The sequence below is a fragment of the Kitasatospora sp. NPDC004531 genome (genome assembly GCF_053602195.1).
On the sequence record NZ_JBSGDD010000110.1, the window covers coordinates 1 to 20,162 of the forward strand.

Annotated in this window: 21 protein-coding genes; 18 read left to right on the forward strand and 3 right to left on the reverse strand. The window is 73.3% G+C overall.

Annotated elements, in window-relative coordinates:
• Positions 1-118 precede the first annotated feature (118 nt).
• The 10 genes from ACWEMJ_RS29970 to ACWEMJ_RS30015 all read left to right on the forward strand — a co-directional run bounded on the left by ACWEMJ_RS29970 (position 119) and on the right by ACWEMJ_RS30015 (position 7,341).
• Positions 119-394 carry a hypothetical protein gene (locus ACWEMJ_RS29970; RefSeq protein WP_452140259.1) on the forward strand — a complete coding sequence of 92 codons (276 nt, stop codon included), beginning with the start codon at positions 119-121 and terminating at the stop codon, positions 392-394.
• Positions 378-788: a roadblock/LC7 domain-containing protein gene (locus ACWEMJ_RS29975; RefSeq protein WP_452140260.1), complete on the forward strand. Its 411-nt coding sequence runs from the start codon at positions 378-380 to the stop codon at positions 786-788. The genes ACWEMJ_RS29970 and ACWEMJ_RS29975 overlap by 17 nt, the downstream gene beginning before the upstream one ends.
• 23 nt (positions 789-811) lie before the next feature.
• A complete protein-coding gene (locus ACWEMJ_RS29980) occupies positions 812-1,129 on the forward strand; it encodes a DUF742 domain-containing protein (RefSeq protein WP_452140261.1) in 318 nt (105 codons plus the stop codon).
• Positions 1,107-1,703, forward strand: coding sequence for a GTP-binding protein (locus tag ACWEMJ_RS29985; RefSeq protein WP_452140262.1), 597 nt, complete (start codon positions 1,107-1,109; stop codon positions 1,701-1,703). Before ACWEMJ_RS29980 ends, ACWEMJ_RS29985 begins: the two co-directional genes overlap by 23 nt.
• Positions 1,700-3,112, forward strand: a complete 1,413-nt coding sequence (locus ACWEMJ_RS29990; RefSeq protein WP_452140263.1) for a cytochrome P450 — start codon at positions 1,700-1,702, stop codon at positions 3,110-3,112. The genes ACWEMJ_RS29985 and ACWEMJ_RS29990 overlap by 4 nt, the downstream gene beginning before the upstream one ends.
• Entirely contained in the window at positions 3,097-4,185 is a 1,089-nt protein-coding gene (locus ACWEMJ_RS29995) for a cytochrome P450 family protein (protein WP_452140264.1), read from the forward strand. The genes ACWEMJ_RS29990 and ACWEMJ_RS29995 overlap by 16 nt, the downstream gene beginning before the upstream one ends.
• 69 nt (positions 4,186-4,254) lie before the next feature.
• On the forward strand, positions 4,255-4,515 hold the full coding sequence (locus ACWEMJ_RS30000) for a hypothetical protein (RefSeq protein WP_452140265.1): 261 nt from the start codon (positions 4,255-4,257) through the stop codon (positions 4,513-4,515).
• A gap of 185 nt (positions 4,516-4,700) precedes the next feature.
• Complete coding sequence (locus ACWEMJ_RS30005; RefSeq protein ID WP_452140278.1) at positions 4,701-6,413, forward strand: pyruvate dehydrogenase; 1,713 nt, start codon at positions 4,701-4,703, stop codon at positions 6,411-6,413.
• A gap of 119 nt (positions 6,414-6,532) precedes the next feature.
• Positions 6,533-7,138: a helix-turn-helix domain-containing protein gene (locus ACWEMJ_RS30010; protein WP_452140266.1), complete on the forward strand. Its 606-nt coding sequence runs from the start codon at positions 6,533-6,535 to the stop codon at positions 7,136-7,138.
• A gap of 38 nt (positions 7,139-7,176) precedes the next feature.
• Entirely contained in the window at positions 7,177-7,341 is a 165-nt protein-coding gene (locus ACWEMJ_RS30015) for a DUF6126 family protein (protein ID WP_452140267.1), read from the forward strand.
• Between the two features lie 9 nt (positions 7,342-7,350).
• Here the strand turns inward: ACWEMJ_RS30015 and pdxR are convergent, their stop codons facing one another.
• Positions 7,351-8,775, reverse strand: a complete 1,425-nt coding sequence (pdxR, locus tag ACWEMJ_RS30020; protein ID WP_452140268.1) for a MocR-like pyridoxine biosynthesis transcription factor PdxR — start codon at positions 8,773-8,775, stop codon at positions 7,351-7,353.
• A 50-nt stretch (positions 8,776-8,825) separates the two neighbouring features.
• Here pdxR and ACWEMJ_RS30025 point away from each other — a divergent pair, with 50 nt between their 5' ends.
• The 5 genes from ACWEMJ_RS30025 (at position 8,826) to ACWEMJ_RS30045 (ending at position 14,464) form a co-directional block, all read left to right on the forward strand.
• Positions 8,826-9,296: a carboxymuconolactone decarboxylase family protein gene (locus ACWEMJ_RS30025; protein WP_452140269.1), complete on the forward strand. Its 471-nt coding sequence runs from the start codon at positions 8,826-8,828 to the stop codon at positions 9,294-9,296.
• A gap of 203 nt (positions 9,297-9,499) precedes the next feature.
• Positions 9,500-9,967, forward strand: coding sequence for an SRPBCC family protein (locus tag ACWEMJ_RS30030; protein ID WP_452140270.1), 468 nt, complete (start codon positions 9,500-9,502; stop codon positions 9,965-9,967).
• 64 nt (positions 9,968-10,031) lie between these two features.
• Positions 10,032-10,778 (forward strand): HAD family hydrolase, encoded by a 747-nt coding sequence (locus ACWEMJ_RS30035; RefSeq protein WP_452140271.1) that lies wholly within the window; start codon positions 10,032-10,034, stop codon positions 10,776-10,778.
• Positions 10,775-13,174, forward strand: a complete 2,400-nt coding sequence (locus tag ACWEMJ_RS30040) for a glycoside hydrolase family 65 protein (RefSeq protein ID WP_452140272.1) — start codon at positions 10,775-10,777, stop codon at positions 13,172-13,174. Before ACWEMJ_RS30035 ends, ACWEMJ_RS30040 begins: the two co-directional genes overlap by 4 nt.
• A 111-nt stretch (positions 13,175-13,285) precedes the next feature.
• The gene (locus ACWEMJ_RS30045) at positions 13,286-14,464 is read left to right on the forward strand and encodes a S53 family peptidase (protein ID WP_452140273.1); all 1,179 of its coding nucleotides are present in this window, start codon (positions 13,286-13,288) and stop codon (positions 14,462-14,464) included.
• Positions 14,465-14,577: 113 nt separating this feature from the next.
• Here ACWEMJ_RS30045 and ACWEMJ_RS30050 read toward each other — a convergent pair whose 3' ends face one another.
• A complete protein-coding gene (locus ACWEMJ_RS30050; protein WP_452140274.1) occupies positions 14,578-15,132 on the reverse strand; it encodes a GNAT family N-acetyltransferase in 555 nt (184 codons plus the stop codon).
• Between the two features lie 176 nt (positions 15,133-15,308).
• Here ACWEMJ_RS30050 and ACWEMJ_RS30055 point away from each other — a divergent pair, with 176 nt between their 5' ends.
• Positions 15,309-15,848, forward strand: coding sequence for a SigE family RNA polymerase sigma factor (locus tag ACWEMJ_RS30055; protein ID WP_452140275.1), 540 nt, complete (start codon positions 15,309-15,311; stop codon positions 15,846-15,848).
• A gap of 29 nt (positions 15,849-15,877) precedes the next feature.
• Positions 15,878-17,113: an LCP family protein gene (locus tag ACWEMJ_RS30060; RefSeq protein ID WP_452140276.1), complete on the forward strand. Its 1,236-nt coding sequence runs from the start codon at positions 15,878-15,880 to the stop codon at positions 17,111-17,113.
• Here the strand turns inward: ACWEMJ_RS30060 and ACWEMJ_RS30065 are convergent, their stop codons facing one another.
• On the reverse strand, positions 17,114-17,998 hold the full coding sequence (locus ACWEMJ_RS30065) for a phosphotransferase enzyme family protein (protein WP_452140277.1): 885 nt from the start codon (positions 17,996-17,998) through the stop codon (positions 17,114-17,116).
• Between the two features lie 370 nt (positions 17,999-18,368).
• On the opposite strand from ACWEMJ_RS30065, the gene ACWEMJ_RS30070 reads away from it, so the two are divergent.
• Positions 18,369-20,003: a carbohydrate binding domain-containing protein gene (locus tag ACWEMJ_RS30070; RefSeq protein WP_452140279.1), complete on the forward strand. Its 1,635-nt coding sequence runs from the start codon at positions 18,369-18,371 to the stop codon at positions 20,001-20,003.
• Positions 20,004-20,162 lie beyond the last annotated feature (159 nt).

Below are 20,162 nucleotides of genomic sequence, written 5' to 3' on the forward strand. Positions count from 1 at the left end.
GCCAGGAACACGCCGCCGACCACTATCGCGCCGCCGAGCAGGATCGGCCAGGTCAGGGCCTCGGACAGGAACAGCCAACCTAGGTGCTCCCGGCGGGGCCGCGGACGCGGACCGGGCGGTGGTTCCCACCCAGGGCGGCACCCTGCCGCGGCGGGTCAACCGCCGTGGCAGCGCCCCGCCGCAGCAGACCGCGCCCCGGGCCGAGGAGCAGCCCGCGCCGCCGCCGCGCTGTGCGCGCGAGGCGCAGACGTTCATGTCGATGTTCCAGGCCGGGACCGCCAGCGGCCGTTCGGCCGCCCAGCAGGACCGGCGGCCCGAGGGCCGCCACGACGAATTCCCCGCTTCCCCCCAACTTCCCCAGCGCACGGGAGACTCCCATGACCACAACCCCTGATCTCGGCTGGCTGCTGACCGACATCGTCGCCGTCCCGGAGGTCCAGCACGCCGTCGTGGTGTCCAACGACGGCCTGGAGATGGGCCGCAGCCCGAAGATCGGCCGGGACGACGCCGAGCGGCTGGCCGCCGCCTGCTCCGGACTGCAGTCGCTGTCCCGGGGCGTGGCGCAGGGCTTCGGCGACGGACCGACCCGGCAGATCATCATCGAGTTCGGCGGCGGGTACCTGTTCGTGGTCGCCGCCGGCGCCGGGACCCACCTGGCGGTGCTGGCCGGCGAGGCGGTGGACGCGGGCCTGGTGGCGTACCAGATGCAGACCCTGGTCGAGCGGATCGGCAGCCACCTGACCGCCGCGCCGCGGCAGGAGCACGCCGGCGCCGGGGACGTGCGGTGAGGCGGGGGCCGGTTCGGCCTTACGTGATCACCGGGGGCCGCAGCCGGGCCAGCCGCAACGTGCTGGAGTTCGAGAGCCTGGTGCGGACCGTGCCGGGGGCCGCGGTCGACCGCACGGCCTTGAACCGCGAGCAGCAGTCGATCCTGGCGCTGTGCCGGGAGCTGCTCTCGATAGCCGAGGTGGCCGCCCACCTCGGCCTGCCGATCAGTGTGCTGAAGGTGCTGGTCGGCGATCTTCTGGACCTCGGGGCCGTGCAGGTCCTGCCGCCGGTGCGGCAGGCCGAGCAGGTTCCGCTCGCACTGCTGGAGGAGGTGCTGGTTGGCCTCCGCCAGCTCCGTTGAGCCGACCTACCTGCCGTCCACCGTCCAGGGGGCGGTGAAGATCCTGGTCACCGGCCCGTTCGGGGTCGGCAAGACCACGCTGGTCGGTGCGCTGAGCGAGATCGCTCCGCTGCGCACCGAGGAGACCATGACCGCGGCCGGCGCCGCGGTGGACGACCTGACGGGCCGTCCGACGAAGACCACCACCACGGTGGCGCTGGACTTCGGCCGGATCACCCTCAGCCGGCACCTGGCGCTGTACCTGTTCGGCACGCCCGGCCAGCAGCGGTTCTGGCCGCTGTGGGAGGACCTGTCGCGCGGCGCGCTCGGCGCGATCGCGCTGGTGGACTCCCGCCGGATCGAGGAGTCCTTCGACGTCCTCGGCCTGCTGGAGGAGCAGCGCATCCCGTTCGCGGTGGCGGTCAACGTCTTCCCGGACACCCCTGCCTACCCGGACGCGGAACTGCGGGCCGCCCTCGACCTGCTGCCCGAGGTGCCGATCCTGACCTGCGACGTCCGCGACCCGGACGCCGCGCACCGGCTGCTGATCGACTTCGTGGACCACCTGCGGTCCACCGCCCTGGAGCTGCCATGACCGTCCCCGACCACCGGGCGGCCGCCACTGCCGGCTGCCCGTACACCCGCGCCCAGGGCTCGCCGCTGTACGGGGCGGCGGTCGCCGAGAACCCGCACAGCCTGTACGCCCGGCTGCGGGCCCAGCACGGCCCGGTCGCGCCGATCGAGCTGGAGCCCGGGGTGGAGGCCTGGCTGGTCATCGGCTACCAGGAGATGCTCGAACTGACCCGCAACGAGGCGCTGTTCTCCAAGGACTCGCGGCGCTGGCGGGTGCAGCAGGAGGGCCGGCTGCGGGCCGACTCGCACCTGATCCCGATGACCATGTGGCGGCCCACCCTGCAGAGCATGGACGGCGCCGCCCACCACCGGCTGTCCAGCGCGGTCGCCGACACGCTCGCGCGGATCGACCACCAGCAGCTGCGGCAGACCACCGAGGAGGCCGCGCTCGCGCTGATCGAGAGCTGGGGTCCGGACGGCACCGCCGACCTGGTCGCCCAGTTCACCAAGCGGCTGCCGCTGCTGGTCTTCACCCGGCTGCTCGGGCTGCCCTCCGAGGACGGCCCGCGCCTGGTCGGGCTGATCACCGCCCTGGTCGACAGCAGCAAGGACTCGCAGCGCGCCGCCGCCGAGTTCTTCGGCCTGCTGATGGACCTGGTGGTCGACCGCCGCGCCCGGCCCGGCGCCGACCTGGTGTCCTGGCTGCTGGCGCACCCGGCCGCGCTCAGCGACGAGGAGATGGTGCACAACCTGATGGTGATGCTGGTGGCCGGCAACGAGTCGTCCATCAACTGGATCGGCAACACGGTGCGGCTGCTGCTCACCGACCGGCGCTTCCGCACCACGCTGACCGGCGGCCGGGCCACCGTCTCGGACGCCCTCGACGAGGTGCTGTGGCGCGACCCGCCGGTGCAGAACTTCCCCGGCCGGTGGGCGGTCTCCGACACCGTGCTGGGCGGCCAGTACATCAGCGCCGGCGACATGCTGGTGCTCGGCCTGGCCGGTGCCAACGACGACCCGGCCGCGCACGGCCCCGACGGCATCGCCGGCAACCGGGCGCACCTCGCCTGGGGCGCCGGCCGGCACGTCTGCCCCGCGCAGGACCCGGCCCGGCTGATCGCCGAGACCGCCGTCGAGACCCTGCTGCACTGCCTTCCCGATCTCCAACTCGCCATTCCTGCCCACGAGTTGACCTGGCGTCCGTCGCCCTGGTCGCGCGCCCTGGTCAGCCTGCCGGTGCTGTACAGCGCCTTCGTCCCGCCCCGCCCCGAATCGCCCGAGAGGACCGCATGGACACCACCGCAGACCAGCTCCAGCCCGTCAGACTCGACCCCCTCGGGGCCGACCAGCACGCCGAGAACCGACGACTCCGCGACAACGGGCCGGCGACACTGGTGGAGCTCCCTGGTGGAGTGGTGGTCTGGGCGATAACCCACCACGACACCCTGCAGGAGCTGCTCGCGGACCCACGGGTCGGCAAGAACGCCAAGCACTGGAACCTCTACCAGGAGGGCCGGCTGCCCGAGGGCTGGCCGCTGATGACCTTCATCACCGTGCCCGGCATGACCACCTCGGACGGCGCCGACCACCGCCGCCTGCGCGGCCTGGTCTCGCAGGCGCTCACCCCGCGCCGAATAGCCGAGCTGGCCCCCGCCATCGAACAGCGGGTCGCCCGCCTGCTGGACGGCGTCGCCGCCCTCGACGGCGACTTCGACCTGCGCACCCACTTCGCCTACCCGCTGCCCATGCAGGTGATCGGCGAACTCCTCGGCCTCGCCGAGGAGCAGCAGGACCTGCTGCACGAGCTCTCCAACACCCTGGTCAGCTCCTCCGCCACCCCCGGCGCGGGCGCGGCCGCCGCCCGCGACCTGGCCGGGCTGCTCGCCCAGGTCGCCGCCGCGAAGCGGGCCGAGCCCGCGGACGACCTGACCACGGCGCTGATCGCCGCCCGCGAGGAGCAGGACCGGCTCAGCGAGGCCGAACTCATCGGCATCCTGATGCAGCTGGTGGTGGCCGGCCACGAGACCACCCTCAACCTGATCTGCAACGCGGTGCGGGCCCTGCTCACCCACCCCGACCAGCTGGCGCTGGTCCTCGACGGCACCGTCACCTGGTCCGCCGTCGTCGAGGAGACGCTGCGCTACGACGGGCCGGTCGGCCAGTTCCCGATGCGCTACGCGCTGGAGGACATCCAGGTCGGCGACGTGCTGATCCGCCGCGGCGAGGCCATGCTCGCCTCCTACGCGGCGGCCGGCCGCGACGACGCCCACTACCAGGACGCCGACCGCTTCGACCTCACCCGGCCCAACAACCGGCACCTCGCGCTCGGCCACGGCCCGCACTTCTGCATCGGCTCCTCGCTGGCCCGCCTGGAGGCGGAGACGGCGCTGCGCGAGCTGTTCGCCCGCCACCCCGGCCTGCGGCTCGCCGACGGCGCGGACCCGCGGCCGATCGCCTCCTTCGTCAGCAACAGCGTCAGCACCCTGCTGGTCCGCACCTCCTGACGCCCCCGGGGCCGCCCCCGCCAGGTCGAGCTACGTGACCGGGCGGGGGCGGCCCTCGTTGCACCAGCCATGAAGAAGCTCACCGCACTCGCCGCCCTCTCCCTCGCCGGCCTCGCCCTCGGCACCGCCCCGGCCTCCGCCACCACCCCGATCGTCCAGGTCAGCGGCCTCGACGAAGTCCACGGCCTGGACACCGGCTACCTCGACGGCATGCCCCCCACCTCCGAGCTCTGCCACCGCGACCTCGCCAACTACCCGATCGTGGGCGAGACGCTGGACCGGGAGACGCGGGTGTGCGAGACGCTCGGCGCGACGTTCGACCGGAGGTAGAAAGAGCGCACTGACAGGCCAAGGTCGCGATCACGTGCAGCTCATTGTCCTGAGTCGCGATCTTGCCGTCGGTCACGTTCCCCTTCGCGCAGTTCCCCGCGCCCCTGGTTGCGCGCTCCTTTATCGTGCCAAATGTCCGATTCTTCGTGGCGTGAGGTGATCCCGTGGGCAGCGTGGCCGACCAGATGGTGGAAGTGCTTCAGCAGGCGGGGGTCGAGCGGGTCTACGGGGTGGTGGGGGACAGTCTGAATCCGGTGGTGGACGCGATCCGGCGGGCGGAGGGGATCTCCTGGGTGCACGTCAGGAACGAGGAGGCGGGGGCGTTCGCGGCGGCGGCGGAGGCCGAGCTGACGGGGCGGCTGGCGGTGTGCGCGGGAAGTTGCGGGCCGGGGAACACGCACCTGATCCAGGGGTTGTACGACGCGCACCGCAGCGGGGTGCCGGTGCTGGCGCTGGCGTCGCACATTCCGTCGGCGCAGATCGGGACGGGGTTCTTCCAGGAGACGCACCCGGAGCGGGTGTTCACCGATTGCAGCGGGTGGTGCGAACTGCTGTCGAATCCGGCGCAGTTGCCGCGGCTGCTGCGAGTGGGCATCCAGCACGCGCTGGGCGGCCGGGGCGTCTCGGTGCTGGCGTTCCCGGGTGACATCGCGGCGCTGAACGCGCCCGCCCCGACGGGCCGTTCGACGTTCCTGACCGAGCAGGCCGTCGCCGCGCCACCGTGGTCGCAGGTGCAGGCGCTCGCGGAGGCGCTGAACGCGGCGCGGACGGTGGCGGTGTTCGCGGGCGCGGGGGTGCGGGGCGCGCACGAGGAGGTGATGAAGCTGGCGGGCGTGCTGCAGGCGCCGGTCGGGCATTCGCTGCGCGGCAAGGAGTGGATCCAGTTCGACAACCCGTACGACGTCGGGATGAGCGGCCTGCTCGGCTACGGCGCGTGCCACGAGGCTTTGCACGAGGCCGAGTTGGTGCTGCTGCTGGGCACCGACTTCCCGTACGACTCGTTCCTGCCGCAGGCCCGCACCGTGCAGGTGGACCACGACGCGACCCGGCTGGGCCGGCGGACGGCGTTGGAGCTGGCGGTGCACGGGGACGTCGCGGCGACGCTGCGCGCGGTGCTGCCGCTGCTGGAGCAGAAGAGCGACCGGTCGTTCCTGGACGGCATGCTGACCCGGCACTACCGGGCGCTGGAGACGGTGGTCGGGGCGTACACCAAGGGCATCGAGAAGCACCGGCCGATCCATCCGGAGTACGTGGCGTCGGTGCTGGACGAGGTGGCGGCGGACGACGCGGTGTTCACGGTGGACACCGGCATGAACAACGTCTGGGCGGCGCGCTATCTGACGCCGAACGGCCGGCGGCGGGTGATCGGCTCGTTCCTGCACGGCTCGATGGCGAACGCGCTGCCGCACGCGATCGGGGCCCAATTCGCGTTCCCTGGGCGGCAGGTGGTGTCGATGTCGGGGGACGGCGGGCTCGGCATGCTGCTGGGCGAGCTGTTGACGGTGACGAAGCACAAGCTGCCGGTGAAGACGGTGGTGTTCAACAACGGGGCGCTCGGGATGATCAAGCTGGAGATGTTGGTCTCCGGCTATCCGGAGTTCGAGATCGACAACGGCGACGTGGACTACGCGGCGATCGCCCGGGCGTGCGGCATCCCGGCGAAGCGGGTGACCGATCCGGCGAAGGTCCGGGAGGTGCTGGCGGACGCCCTGGAGCGGCCGGGCCCGGCGCTGGTGGACGTGGTCACCGACCCGAACGCGCTGTCCATCCCGCCGCGGATCACCGCCGCCCAGCTGAAGGGCTTCGCGCTGGCGGCCGGGCGGACGGTGCTGAGCGGCGGCGTGGGCCGGATGGTCGATCTGGCGCGGTCCAACCTGCGCAACGTGCCGCGCCCGTGAACCCGCGCCCGGCGGGCGGATAAGGGCGGGGAGACTGGGAAAAAACAAGGGGGATCCGACCCGTTTGCCTGTGGGGCAAGTTTGTTGCCCGTGAGGCACAAAGGGTGTGGACTGGAGCCATGACAGACAGTCCACCGGTCGACGAGCAGGAGGTCGCGGGCCTCGGCGCGCGCCTGCGGGAACAGCGGGTCTCCAGCCGGCTCACGCTGGAGGCCGCGGCGGCCCGAGTCGGCCTGTCGCCAGCCTACTTGTCGCGCCTGGAGACCGGGCGCCGACAGCCGTCGCTGCCGGTGCTGCTCGGCCTGGCCCGGGCGTACGGGACAAGCGTGTCCGGGCTGCTCGGCGAGCAGGTCGCCGAGCCGGACCCGGTGATCCGCGGCGGTGTGGTCGAGCCGGGCCGGGCCGGCGGCTGGGGGTACCGGCGGGCCGGCGCCCCGGGCCGGGCCATGCAGGCGCTGCGGGTGCACGTCCCGCCGAGCTCGCAGGACGCCGTGGTGCGGGTGCACCCCGGCGAGGAGTGGCTGTACGTCACCAAGGGCCGGATGAAGCTCACCCTGGGCGACCGGGTGCACCTGCTCGGCGAGGGCGACTCCGCCCACTTCGACTCGATGACGCCGCACTGCATCGCCGCCGACTCCGACACCGGCCTCGACCTGATCTTCGTCCACACCCTGCTGCAGAGCCCCACCGGCGACCTGTGCCTCGGCGACGCCCCGCGCCTGTAGCCCCCGAACCCGTCCGCCACCACCGTCAGGAGACCGCCATGGCCGACACCAAGCCCGAAATCCCGCAGTACAAGGAGACCTTCGACGCGGGCTACCGCGCCTCGAACCGGGTGTGGATCCGGGTGTGGATCTACATCGTGTCGGGCCACGGCTTCGTGGGCTTCCTGTTCCTGCTGTTCTACGTGGGCAGCCGCAACCACTGACCGGGCCGGTCAGGGCCCGAGCACGGCGCACAGCGCGTCCAGGGCGGCCTCGAAGGCGTGGTCGGGCGGCGTACCGTAGCCGATCACCAGCGCCGGGGGCCACCGCGGCGGGCGGTGCACGCCCTCGGCCCGGCTCCACCCCAGGGTGTGCACCCGCACGCCCGCCCGCAGCGCCCGGGCCCGGAGCTCGTCCTCGCCCGGGGAGTCGGCGGGCAGTTCCAGGATGGCGTGCAGGCCCGCGCTGATCCCCGTCACCCGTACCCGCGGGCAGCGCTCGGCGAGCACCTCGACCAGCCGGTCGCGGCGCCGGCGCAGCAGTTGGCGGCTGCGCCGGATGTGCCGGTCGTAGCCGCCGGACTCGATCAGCTCGGCCAGGGTCAGCTGCTCCAGGGCGCCGCTCTGCCCGTCCGCGAGCTGCTTGTGCCGCATCACCGGCGCCACCAGCTCGGCCGGCAGCGCCAGCCAGGCCAGCCGGACGCCCGGCGCCAGCGACTTGGACGCGGTGCCCGCGTACACCACGCGTTCCGGGTCCAGCGCCTGCATCGCCCCGATGGCGTGCCGGTCGTAGCGGAACTCGCCGTCGTAGTCGTCCTCCAGCAGGTAGCCGCCGACCTGCCGCGCCCAGTCCACCGCCTGCGCCCGCCGCGCCGCCCGCAGCGGCATCCCGGTGGGGAACTGGTGGGCGGGTGTCAGCAGCGCCAACCCGGCGTCCGTGGCGGCCAGTTCGGCGGTCGCCGCGCCGCCGTCGTCGAGCCGCAGCGGGCGCAGCGCCAGCCCGTGCGCGGCCAGCACCGCGTGCTGCGGCGGCAGCCCGTACGCCTCCACCGCGACCGACCGCAGCCCCTGCTCGCGCAGCGCCGCGCACACCAGGCCGAGGCCCTGCTGCACGCCCGAGCAGATCAGCAGCCGCTCCGGATCGGTGCGCACGCCGCGGGCCCGGGCCAGGTAGCCCGCGAGCGCGCGGCGCAGCTCGATCCGGCCGCGCGGGTCGCCGTACCCGAGCGCGTCGTGCGGGGCCGTCGCCAGCGCCCGGCGGGCCGCCGCGAGCCACGCTCCGCGCGGGAAGCGGCTCAGGTCGGGCGAGCCCGGCTTCAGGTCGTACCGCAGCGGCGGCGGCTGCCGCAGGCCCGGCGGCGGGGCGTACCCGGCCGGCTGCGGGCCGCGTTCGGCGACCACCGTGCCGGACCCCTGGCGGGACATCAGCCAGCCCTCCGCGACGAGTTGGGTGTACGCCTCGGCGACGGTGTTGCGGGCGATCCCCAGGTCCGTCGCCAGCGCCCTCGACGACGGCAGCCGGGTGCCCGCGACGAGCCGTCCGTCGCGCACGGCGGTGCGCAGCGCGTCCTCCAGCGCGGCGCGCAGCCCGAGGCCGCGGGCCCGGCCGGCGGTCAGGTCCAGGTGCAGGTCACCACCGAAAGTGGCCCAGGAACTCATCCCCCAAATGAACCACACCGCCGGGACAACTCCCGCCTAGCGTGGACCGCATGACCGACCAGGACACCGTTCCCGCCCCCGCCCAGCGCCTCGCCTTCGCCCGCGTCGCCCCCGAGTTCCACCGCGACCTGATCGCCCTCTACCGCGTCGCCAAGGCCGGCCTCGACGACCCCGTCGTCACCGAACTGGTCAACCTGCGCGCCTCCCAGATCAACGGCTGCTCGTACTGCCTCGACGCCCACTCCCGCGACGCCGTCCGCATCGGCGAGGCCGAGCACCGCCTCCACACCCTCTCGGCCTGGCACGAGACCCCGTTCTTCACCGCCCGCGAGCGCGCGGCGCTGGCCCTCACCGAGGCGATCACGCTGGTCGCTTCGACCCACGTGCCGGACGACGTCTTCGACGAGGCGGCGAAGCACTTCTCCGAGACCGAACTCGCCCACCTGATCGGCCAGATCACGGTGATCAACGCCCTCAACCGCGTAGGGGTCTCCACCCGCATGTCCCCACCGGCACGGTAAGCACAACCAGGGGCGCGAGGAACTGCGCGAAGGGGAACGCACACGTCGGAAAGATCGCGACGCAGGACAGTGACCTGCACGTGATCGCGACCTTGCGGACGTGATTTGCGCTTGTCGCGCAGTTCCCCGCGCCCCCGTCTTCGCACCCTCTCGCTTGCTCACGCCCTCGGGTGGCGAGATCGTGGGGGGTGAGGTGAGTTGCGATGGCCGAAATCGCCCTGCAGGTCGATGTCGCGGCGTCGCGGGAGCGGTTGTTGGCGGCGTTGGACACCCGTGAGGGGTTGACGTCCTGGTGGAGCACGGGGATCGAGCGGGACGGCGAGGACCTGCTCGTGACGGTGCCGGACGCGCCGGAGGCGGTGCGGCTGCGGCGGGAGCGGGCGGACCTGGACCGGGTGGGGTGGCGGAGTGTGGGGGTGTATCCGCCGAGTTGGCAGGGCACGACGGTGACGTGGGACATGTTCGATCATCCGGACGGTTCGCGGCGCACGCTGTTGCTGCTGCGCCATCTCGGGTGGTCGCCGGACGCGCTGGCGTCGGTGCCGGCCGCGGCGGGCGGCTGGGCGGAGGCGATCGTGCGGTTGAAGGATTTCGCGCAGAGCGGCCGTCCGCAGCCGCTGTTCGTGCCGGTGGGCCATCCGCGGCCGGGGGTGCACGCGGTGGGTGAGTGAGCGCGACGCGCCGTTTCCCGGCGATGACCGGCATGGAGTGGCGGCGGCGGGTGAGACTTGCTGCATGTTGGGACTTCCGGACCGCATCAACGCTTTCCTGTTCGACCTGGACGGGGTGCTGACCCAGACCGCGAAGGTGCACGCGGCCGCGTGGAAGGACATGTTCGACTCCTTCCTGCGGGCCGAATCGGCGCGCACCGGCGGGGAGTTCGTCCCCTTCGATCCGGTCGGCGACTACGACCGGTACGTGGACGGCCGTCCCCGGCTGGACGGCACGCGGCAGTTCCTGGCCTCGCGCGGCATCGACGTGCCGGAGGGCGGGCCGGACGATCCGCCGGGGTCGCGGACGGTCAACGGGCTGTCGGCGGCGAAGAACGACACCGTGCTGCGGTTGATCCGCGAGCAGGGCGTGCAGCCGTACCCGGGCTCGGTGGCGTACCTGCACCGGCTGCGGGAGCTGGGGCTGCCGCGCGCGGTGGTCTCGTCCAGCGCGAACTGCCGGGACGTGCTGCGGGCCGCCGGGATCGACGACCTGTTCGACGTGGTGGTGGACGGGATCTCCGCGGCCCGCGACCACCTGGCGGGCAAGCCCGCGCCGGACACGTTCCTGTCCGCCGCCGCGCAGTTGGGCGTCGCCCCGGAGCACGCGGCGGTGTTCGAGGACGCGTTGGCGGGCGTCGCGGCGGGCCGGGCGGGCGGGTTCGGGACGGTGGTGGGGGTGAACCGGACCGGGCAGGCGGCGGCGTTGCGGGAGCACGGGGCGGACGTGGTGGTGGACGACCTGTCGGAGCTGCTCGGGGAGCGCGGATGAGCCCGTCCGAGGCGTTCACGGTCGATCCCTGGGGGATCAGCGAGCACGGTCTCGACCTGCCCGGGCAGGCCCGCGCGGAGTCGGTGTTCGCGCTGTCCAACGGCCACATCGGCCTGCGCGGCAACCTGGACGAGGGCGAGCCGCACGGCCTGCCCGGCACCTACCTGAACGGCGTGTTCGAGCTGCGTCCGCTGCCGTACGCGGAGAGCGGCTACGGCTTCCCGGAGTCCGGGCAGAGCGTCATCAACGTCACCAACGGCAAGCTGATCCGGCTGCTGGTCGACGACGAGCCGTTCGACCTGCGGTACGGCGAACTGCGCAGCCACCGCAGGAGTCTGGACTTCCGGGACGGCATGCTGCGCCGGGCGGCCGAGTGGACCTCGCCGGCCGGGCGGACGGTGCGGGTGTCCTCGCGGCGCATGGTGTCGCTGACCCAGCGGGCGGTGTGCGCGATCGACTACACGGTGGAGGCCGTGGACGGCCCGGTGCGGATCGTGCTCCAGTCCGAGCTGGTGGCCAACGAGCAGCTGCCGGGCGGCGGGGACGGCGATCCGCGCGCGGCGGCCGTGCTGGAGGCCCCGCTGGCGGCCGAGTTGCGGCACGCGAGCGGCACGAAGGGCGTGCTGGTGCACCGGACCCGGTTCTCCGGGCTGCGGGTGGCGGCCGGCATCGACCACGTGATCGACGGGCCGGAGCGGATCGACGTCGCCGCCGAGTGCTCCGACGACCAGGCCCGGGTCACCGTCACCACGGTGCTGAACGCCGGGCAGAAGCTGCGCCTGGTGAAGTTCGTGGCGTACGGCTGGTCGGCGACCCGCTCGCTGCCCGCCGTCCGCGACCAGGTGGAGGCGGCGCTGACCGCCGCCCGGTACACCGGCTGGGACGGCCTGGTGGCCGAGCAGAAGGAGTTCCTGGGCAGGTTCTGGGGCGACAACGACGTCGAGATCGAGGGCGACGTCGAACTCCAGCAGGCCGTCCGGTTCGCGCTGTTCCACGTGTTGCAGGCCGGCGCGCGGAGCGAGGAACGGGCCATCCCCGCCAAGGGGTTGACCGGCCCGGGCTACGACGGGCACTCGTTCTGGGACACCGAGACCTTCGTGCTGCCGGTGCTCACCTACTGCCTGCCGGAGGCCGTCAAGCAGGCGCTGCGCTGGCGGCACACCACGCTGCCGATGGCGCGCGAGCGGGCGGTCCAACTCGGCCTGGCCGGCGCGGTGTTCCCGTGGCGGACGATCCGCGGCGAGGAGTGCTCCGGGTACTGGCCGGCCGGCACCGCCGCGTTCCACATCGGGGCGGACATCGCGGCCGCCGTGGTCCGCTACGTGCGGGCCAGCGGCGACACCGACTTCGAACGCACCCACGGCCTGGAGCTGCTGGTGGAGACCGCCCGGATGTGGCGCTCGCTCGGCCACCACGACGCCAAGGGCAACTTCCGGATCGAGGGCGTCACCGGCCCCGACGAGTACAGCGCCGTCGCCGACAACAACGTCTTCACCAACCTGATGGCGCAGTCCAACCTGTGGAACGCCGCCGCCACCGCGCTCAAGTACCTGCACGAGGCCTCGCTGCTCGGCGTGGACACCGAGGAGGCCGCCGCCTGGCGGGACGCCGCCGACAAGATGTTCGTCCCGTACGACGAGCAGCTCGGCGTGCACCCGCAGGCGGACGGCTTCACCGACCACCAGGTGTGGGACTTCGGCGCGACGCCGCCGGAGAAGTACCCGCTGCTGCTGCACTACCCGTACTTCGACCTGTACCGGAAGCAGGTCGTCAAGCAGGCCGACCTGGTGCTCGCCATGCAGGTCCGGGGCGACGTCTTCACGGCCGAGCAGAAGGCCCGCAACTTCGCGTACTACGAGAGCATGACGGTCCGCGACTCCTCGCTGTCCGCGTGCACCCAGGCCGTCATCGCCGCCGAGGTCGGCCAGCTCGACCTGGCCTACGACTACACCGCCGAAGCCGCCCTGATGGACCTGCACGACCTCGGCGGCAACACCCGCGACGGCCTGCACATGGCCTCGCTGGCCGGCGCCTGCATCGCCCTGGTGGCGGGCTTCGGCGGCCTGCGCGACCACGGCGACCAGCTGTCCTTCCGGCCCCGGCTGCCCGCCGGGCTGCAACGGCTGTGCTTCTCGATGAGCGTGCGCGAGCACCTGCTGCGGGTCGACATCACCCACTCCACCACCACCTACACGCTGCGCCGGGGCAGCGTGCTGACCGTCCTGCACGACGACGAGCCGCTGCGGGTCGAACCCGGCAAGCCCGTCAGCCGCCCCACCGCCAGGATCAGCGCCCCCGCCGAACGCCCCACCCAGCCGCCCGGCCGCGAACCGGCCCGGCGGCACAGCCAGGCCGGGGTCCAGGCCGGCGCCCTCGGCCATCTACCGGCCGAGTGACGGAGGCATAAAAGGCTGACGCAGCGTCAACACTCCCTGTACGAACCGTGACCGGCCGTGCAGGGAGCTCCAGGCGCGCCACCGGTCCGCAGCCCGACCGGAGGCCCGTCCGTGCGCACCACCGCCCTCACCGCCGCCGCCCTGCTCGCCACCACCCTCACCGCCGCCACCGCCACCCACGCCGACGCGCGCGACCACCACCGCACCGCCCGCTGGGTGCACAGCTGCGCCCGGCCCGCCGAGGCCGACACCGTCGCCTGCCACGCCCTGCGGGTCGTCCGCCCCGCCGCCGACCAGCAGGGCTACGGCCCCGCCGACCTGCGCTCCGCCTACGGGCTGCCCGCCGACGGCGGCGCCGGCACCACCGTCGCCATCGTCGACGCCTACGACCACCCGAAGGCGGAGTCCGACCTCGGCGTCTACCGCAACTACTACGGGCTGCCGTCCTGCACCGCCGCCAGCGGCTGCTTCCGCAAGGTCGACCAGCGCGGCGGCAACCGGATCCCGCGCGCCGACAGCGCGTGGGCCGGCGAGACGGCGCTCGACCTCGCCATGGTCTCCGCCATCGCCCCGCGCGCCCGCCTGCTCCTGGTCGAGGCCGACAGCGCCGGCATGGCCGACCTCGGCACCGCCGTCAACACCGCCGTCTCGCTCGGCGCGAAGTTCGTCTCGATCAGCTGGGGCGGGCCGGAGAGCGTCAACTCCCCCACCTACGACACCCGTTACTTCGACCACCCCGGCGTCGCCATCGCCGTCGCCTCCGGGGACGGCGGCTACGGCGTGATCTTCCCGGCCTCCTCGCCGCACGTCACCGCGGTCGGCGGGACTTCGCTGCGTCCCAGCGGCGGCTCGCCGCGCGGCTGGACCGAGAGCGTCTGGTCCACCAGCTCCACCGAGGGCGCCGGCAGCGGCTGCTCCACCCGGCTCGCCAAGCCCACCTGGCAGAAGGACACCGGCTGCACCCGCCGCACCGTCGCCGACGTCGCCGCCGTCGCCGACCCCGCGACCGGCGTCGCCGTCTACCAGACCTACGGCGGCAACGGCTGGTACGTCTACGGGGGCACGTCGGCCGCCGCGCCGATCATCGCCGCGACCTACGCCCTGGCGGGCACGCCGGCGGTCGGGAGCCGGCCCGCGAGCTTCCCGTACGCGCACCCGGGGGCGCTCAACGACGTGGTGACCGGCGCGACGGCCTCGTGCCGGCCGGCGTACCTGTGCACGGCGGAACCGGGCTACGACGGGCCGACGGGGCTGGGGACGCCGCAGGGCGTCGGGGCGTTCCAGGGCTGAACCGGGCGACTGCCGGCCGGGTCGCGTCCACGTGCAGGTCATTGACGTGGACGGCCCGGCCGGCAGTCGTCTTCCGCTTCCGGCAGCCCCACGGCTCCGTGCTCGTGCCCCCCTCAGAGCTCGTCGTGCCACTCCGTGCTGAGCACCCCCATCTGGACCTGGTCGTGCCAGCTGCCGGCGCGGAAGACGGCTTCGCGGCGGCGGCCCTCCTCGGTGAAGCCGGCCCGGCGGTAGGCGGCGAGGGCGCGGGTGTTGTAGCCGTTGACGGTGAGTTCTATGCGGTGCAGGCCGAGTTCCTCGAAGCCGTAGCGGATGGTGGTGCGCAGCACGTCGGTGCCGAGGCCGCGGTCCTGGTGGGGCGGGCCGATGATGATGGCGAGGGTGGCGCAGCGGTCCTTGGGGGTGGCGCCGTAGAGGGTGACGTGGCCGGCCAGGTCCTCGGTGTCGAGGGTTTCGACGGAGAGGCCGAGGTCGGTGCCGGTGTTCTGGCTCCAGGCGCGGAACATGTCGGCGAGGCGGCCGTCGGGCTGGGGGTGGACGGGGCCGGCGAGCTGCTGGATGGCGAGGCCGGGTTCGCGCCACCAGGCGGTGAGTCGGGGGAGGTCGCTCTCGCGGAGTTCTCTGAGCCGGACGAGTCTGCCGGTGAGCGGGTCGTGGTCGAGGGTCATCGCGAACTCCTGTGCGGGGGAAGAACGGTGGGGCGCGTTCCATCCTTCCAGCGGGCCGGGTGGTGGGGGCTGTCCGCTACCGGACAGGATCGGGGAGAAGTTTTTGCGGGGAGGGATGAAACATCCTGGCCGGGCCGCGTCGTCATAGGGCGGATTCGGCGAGGGGAGAGGGAAACGTGGCCACAGCTCGACGGCGGGCCGCCCTGGAGGAGGAGTTCGTCGCGTTCGCGGCGGCCCGGTCCGGGCAGCTCTACCGGTCGGCGTACTTCCTCACCGGCGGGGACGCGCACCTGTCCGAGGATCTGGTGCAGGAGACGCTCGGTCAGATGTACGTCCAGTGGCACCGGCTGCACCGGCCGAGCTGGGCGGGGCGGATCGACAATCCGGCCGGGTACGCGCAGACGGTGCTGGTGCGGTCGTATCTGACGCATCAGCGGCGGCGCAGCAGCGGGGAGCGGCCGAGTCAGGTGCTGCCGGAGAAGGCGATGCACGGGCCGGACTCGGACCTGCGGTTGGCGTTGGTCGACGCGTTGAGCCAGCTGCCGCCCAGGGACCGCGCGGTGGTGGTGCTCCGGTACTGGGAGGACCGCAGCGTGGAGGAGACCGCGGCGATGGTGAAGGACAGTTCGGCGGCGGTGCGCACCCGGTGTTCGCGGGCGCTGGTGAAGCTGCGGGCGTTGTTGGGCGCGGAGCTGGCGGAGCTGGTGGCGCGGTGAGCGGGGAGTTCGGACCAGGGAGTGGTGAAGTGACGGGCGGGGACGGGGAGTTCGAGGTGCAGTTGGGGGCGGCCTTCGGGCAGGCGGGAGGTGGGCCGGGGCCGGAGGTGACGGCGCGGCTGGTGGACGGCGGGCTGGAGGTCGGGCGCCGGCGCAGGCGGGCCCGGCGGCGGGCGGCGCTGGTGGCGGGTGTGCTGACGGCGGTCGTGGCGGTGGGGGCGGGTGCGCTGGCGCTGCCGCGCGGGATTCCGGGGCTGCGGTCGGACGCGGTGGACGCGGCGCACTCGTCCGACTCGGCGGCGCCGTTGGAGCAGGGCGTGACGATCCTGCTGGTGGGGCTGGGGTCCAGCTTCGACGCCCAGGGCCGGCCGGTGCCCGCGGAGCTGTTGCAGGGCGATCTGCACACCGGGCGGGAGAACCGGGACGTGCCCGACACGATGATCCTGGTGCACATCCCGGCCGGTGGCGGCGAGGTCCGGCAGTTGTCGGTGCCGCGGGACGTGTCGGTGTCCGATGCGCGCGGGGCGACGACGTCCATCAACGCGCTGTACCCGCAGGCGGCGCTCGACGAGATGGACCGGCTGCGCGGTCACGGGCTGGCCGAGGACGAGCTGCGCCGGCGCGGCCGGGAGGCCGGGCGGGCCGCGCTGATCACCGCGATGGAGAAGCTGGCGGGGATGCGGGTGGACCACTACGCGGAGATCCCGATGGCCGGTCTGTACCGGACGGTGGAGGCGCTCGGCGGCGTGCCGGTCTGCCTGAGCAAGCCGGCCAAGGACGCCTGGAGCGGTGTCGATCTGCCCGCCGGCCGGCAGGAGTTGGGGCCGGCGCAGGCGCTGGCGTTCGTCCGGCAGCGGCACGGCATCGGTGACGGCTCGGACCTGCAGCGGACGGCCCGGGCGCAGGCGCTGCTGGCCGGGGTGCTGACGAAGCTGCGCACCGGCGGGGTGCTGACGGATCCGGCGAAGCTGTCGGCGTTGTACGACACGTTCTCCGACCAGTTGGTGACCGACAAGGGGTGGAGCCCGGTGGACTTCGTCCGCCAGGTGCCGGCGCTGGCGGCCGGGCAGGGCACCACCTCGACGCTGCCGGTCAGCCACCAGGGGCCGTACGTGGTGCCGGTGGAGGGGGCGGCCCGGCAGATCCTGCTCGATGCGGAGCCGGTCGTCCCGGCGCCGTCCTCGGCGCCGTCCGGGCTGCCGGCGTCCGAGGATCCCCGGCAGCATCATCCGATGCCGCTGGACGGGGTGCCCTGCGTGAGCTGATCAGTCGACGGCCGTCCACTTCCAGGGGCGGGGGCCGTGTTCGCCGCGCAGGCAGGCCAGGCGGTAGTGGGCCTGCGCGGCGTGGCGGCGGGGGTCGGCGGCGGCCTGTTGCAGGGCGTAGCAGGTGAGGCGGAGTTCGCGGATCGCGCGGAGCACCGGGTAGCCGGGCCATTCGGTGACGTCGGCGCCGTAGGCGGTGCAGAAGGCGGCGTAGCCGGGGGCGTCGAGGGTGCCGAAGGTGTCGTGGGCGACGGCGGTGGAGGTGAGGTCCCAGGCGGGCGGGCCGAGGGCGGTGCGTTCGAAGTCGAGCAGGTGGGCGGCGGTGGCGGTGACGGCCAGGTTGCCGCTCCAGGCGTCGCCGTGCACGACGGTCGACGGGCCGCGGGCGGGGGTGAGTTCGGCCCAGGCGGTGCGCAGGTCGGCGAGTCGGCCGTGCAGCCAGTCGCGGTGCGGGGCGCGGAGGGTGGTGGCGCCGTCGATCCGGGCGGGGAGGCGGACGAACGGGTCGATGGTGCCGAGTTCGGCGTCGGGCGGGGGCAGGCGGTGGAGCCGGCCGAGGGCGGCGGCGAGTTCGGGGGCGGTGGCGTGCCGGTGCGGGGGCAGCTCGTGCCAGAAGGTGACGGGGCGGCCGCGGACCAGCAATGGTCCGGGCGGCCGGTCGAGCGGGCGCACGGCCGGGACGCGGTGGCCGCGCAGCCATCGGGCGACCGTCAACTCCCGTGCGGCGACGGCTTCTTGACCGGGCCGGGCGATCCGGACGACGATCCGGCCGGGCAGTCGCCACAGGGTGTTCTCGCCGGCCCGGATCAGTTCCGCGCCGGCGCTCGGGCGGCCGATCGCGGCGCAGGCCTCGGCCAGCAGGCCGGCGGGGTTGCGGCAGTCCACGTACGGGCCTCGTTCCACTGGACGTGCGGGCCGCGGCCGGCGTGGCGCGGCGCTCCCGGTCAGTGTCCACCCTGCTTACCGGGCAACGGAATTCGGGGCCGGGCGGCTCCCGCCACTGGCCGCCCCTCGCCGATGGTCCAGACCACCCTTGCCTTTGGTCCAGACCTATTGACGCGCCCTGCCAGCGCTTTTACGATCCGGTCGGCACAGCCCCCACACTTGTCCCCCACCTCACCCAGAGCCGGGCGTCACGCCCCCACGCGCATGGTCATGCCCATGGCGCTCGGCGGGAAGGGAGCACCAGATGTTCCGTCGGAGCTCGCGCACGTCACGCCCGCAACGGGCGGGCGTGGAACGCGCAGTGCAGGTGATGCGGCCCGAACCCGGGCCGACCGTTCTCAAGCGCTCCCTCGCCGGAGTGTGCGCCGCCGCCGTGGTCGGCGCCGGCCTCGCCGTGGTCGGCTCGGTCACGGCCGCCGCCGACACCACCAACCTGGTGGCCAACTCCGGCTTCGAGGACGGGCTTTCCGGCTGGACCTGCTCCGGCGGCGCGACCGTCGGCAGCCCCGTCCACTCCGGCAGCTCCGCGCTCAAGGCCACCCCCACCGGCCAGGACAGCGCCCAGTGCAGCCAGACCATCAGCGTGCAGCCCAACTCCCAGTACACGCTGAGCGCGTACGTGCAGGGCAGCTACGTCTACCTGGGCGCCACCGGCAACGGGCTGAGCACCGCGCCGTCCACCTGGACCGCGGGCAACGCGTCCTACGGGCAGCTGTCGGTGGGCTTCACCACCGGGGCGACCACCACCTCGGTGACCGTCTACGTGCACGGCTGGTACGGGCAGCCCGCGTACTACGCGGACGACATCTCGCTGGCCGGCCCCGGCGGCAGCAGCCCCTCGCCGAGCGGCAGCCCGTCCGGCAGCCCGTCGTCGAGCCCGTCGAGCAGCCCCTCGTCGAGCCCGTCCTCCAGCCCGTCGAGCAGCCCCTCGTCCAGCCCCTCCAGCAGCCCGTCGTCCAGCCCCTCGGGCAGCTCCGGGCCGGGTGACGCGACCTGTCCGACCAAGCCCAAGCCGGCCGGGAAGGTGCTCCAGGGGTACTGGGAGAACTGGGACGGCGCGTCCAACGGCGTGCACCCCGGGATGGGGTGGACGCCGATCACCGACCCCCGGATGGCGCAGCACGGCTACAACGTCATCAACGCCGCGTTCCCGGTGATCCTGTCGGACGGCACCGTGCTGTGGCAGGACGGCATGGACGCGGGCGTGAAGGTCTCCACGCCCGCCGAGATGTGCCAGGCCAAGGCGGCCGGCGCGACCCTCCTGATGTCGATCGGCGGCGCGGCCGCGGGCATCGACCTGAGCTCCAGCACGGTCGCCGACCGGTTCGTCGCGACCGTGGTGCCGATCCTGAAGAAGTACAACTTCGACGGCATCGACATCGACATCGAGACCGGCCTGTCCGGCAGCGGCAGCATCGGCACGCTGTCCGCCTCGCAGTCCAACCTGATCCGCATCATCGACGGCGTACTGGCCCAGATGCCGGCCGGCTTCGGCCTGACCATGGCCCCGGAGACCGCGTACGTCACCGGCGGCAGCGTCACCTACGGCTCGATCTGGGGCGCCTACCTGCCGATCATCAAGAAGTACGTGGACAACGGCCGGCTGTGGTGGCTGAACATGCAGTACTACAACGGCTCGATGTACGGCTGCTCCGGCGACTCGTACTCGGCCGGCACCGTGCAGGGCTTCACCGCGCAGACCACCTGCCTGAACAACGGCATCACCATCCAGGGCACCACCATCAAGGTGCCCTACGACAAGCAGGTCCCGGGCCTGCCGGCGCAGTCCGGCGCGGGCGGCGGCTACATGGCGCCCAGCCTGGTCAGCCAGTCCTGGAACGCCTTCAACGGCCAACTGAAGGGCCTGATGGACTGGTCGATCAACTGGGACGGCTCGCGCGGCTGGACCTTCGGCGACAACGTCAAGGCGCTGCAGGGCCGCTGACGCACCACCGCACGACTCTGTCCACAGGCCTGTGGACAACGAGGTGAACCGGGCCGGGCCCCGGGGGCGCAGGACGCCCCCCCGCCCCCCGCGCGCGGTGGGGCCCGATTGGGGGGGTGTCCCCGCCCGGGGCGGGGTGGAGAGGGCTTAAAGGCACCG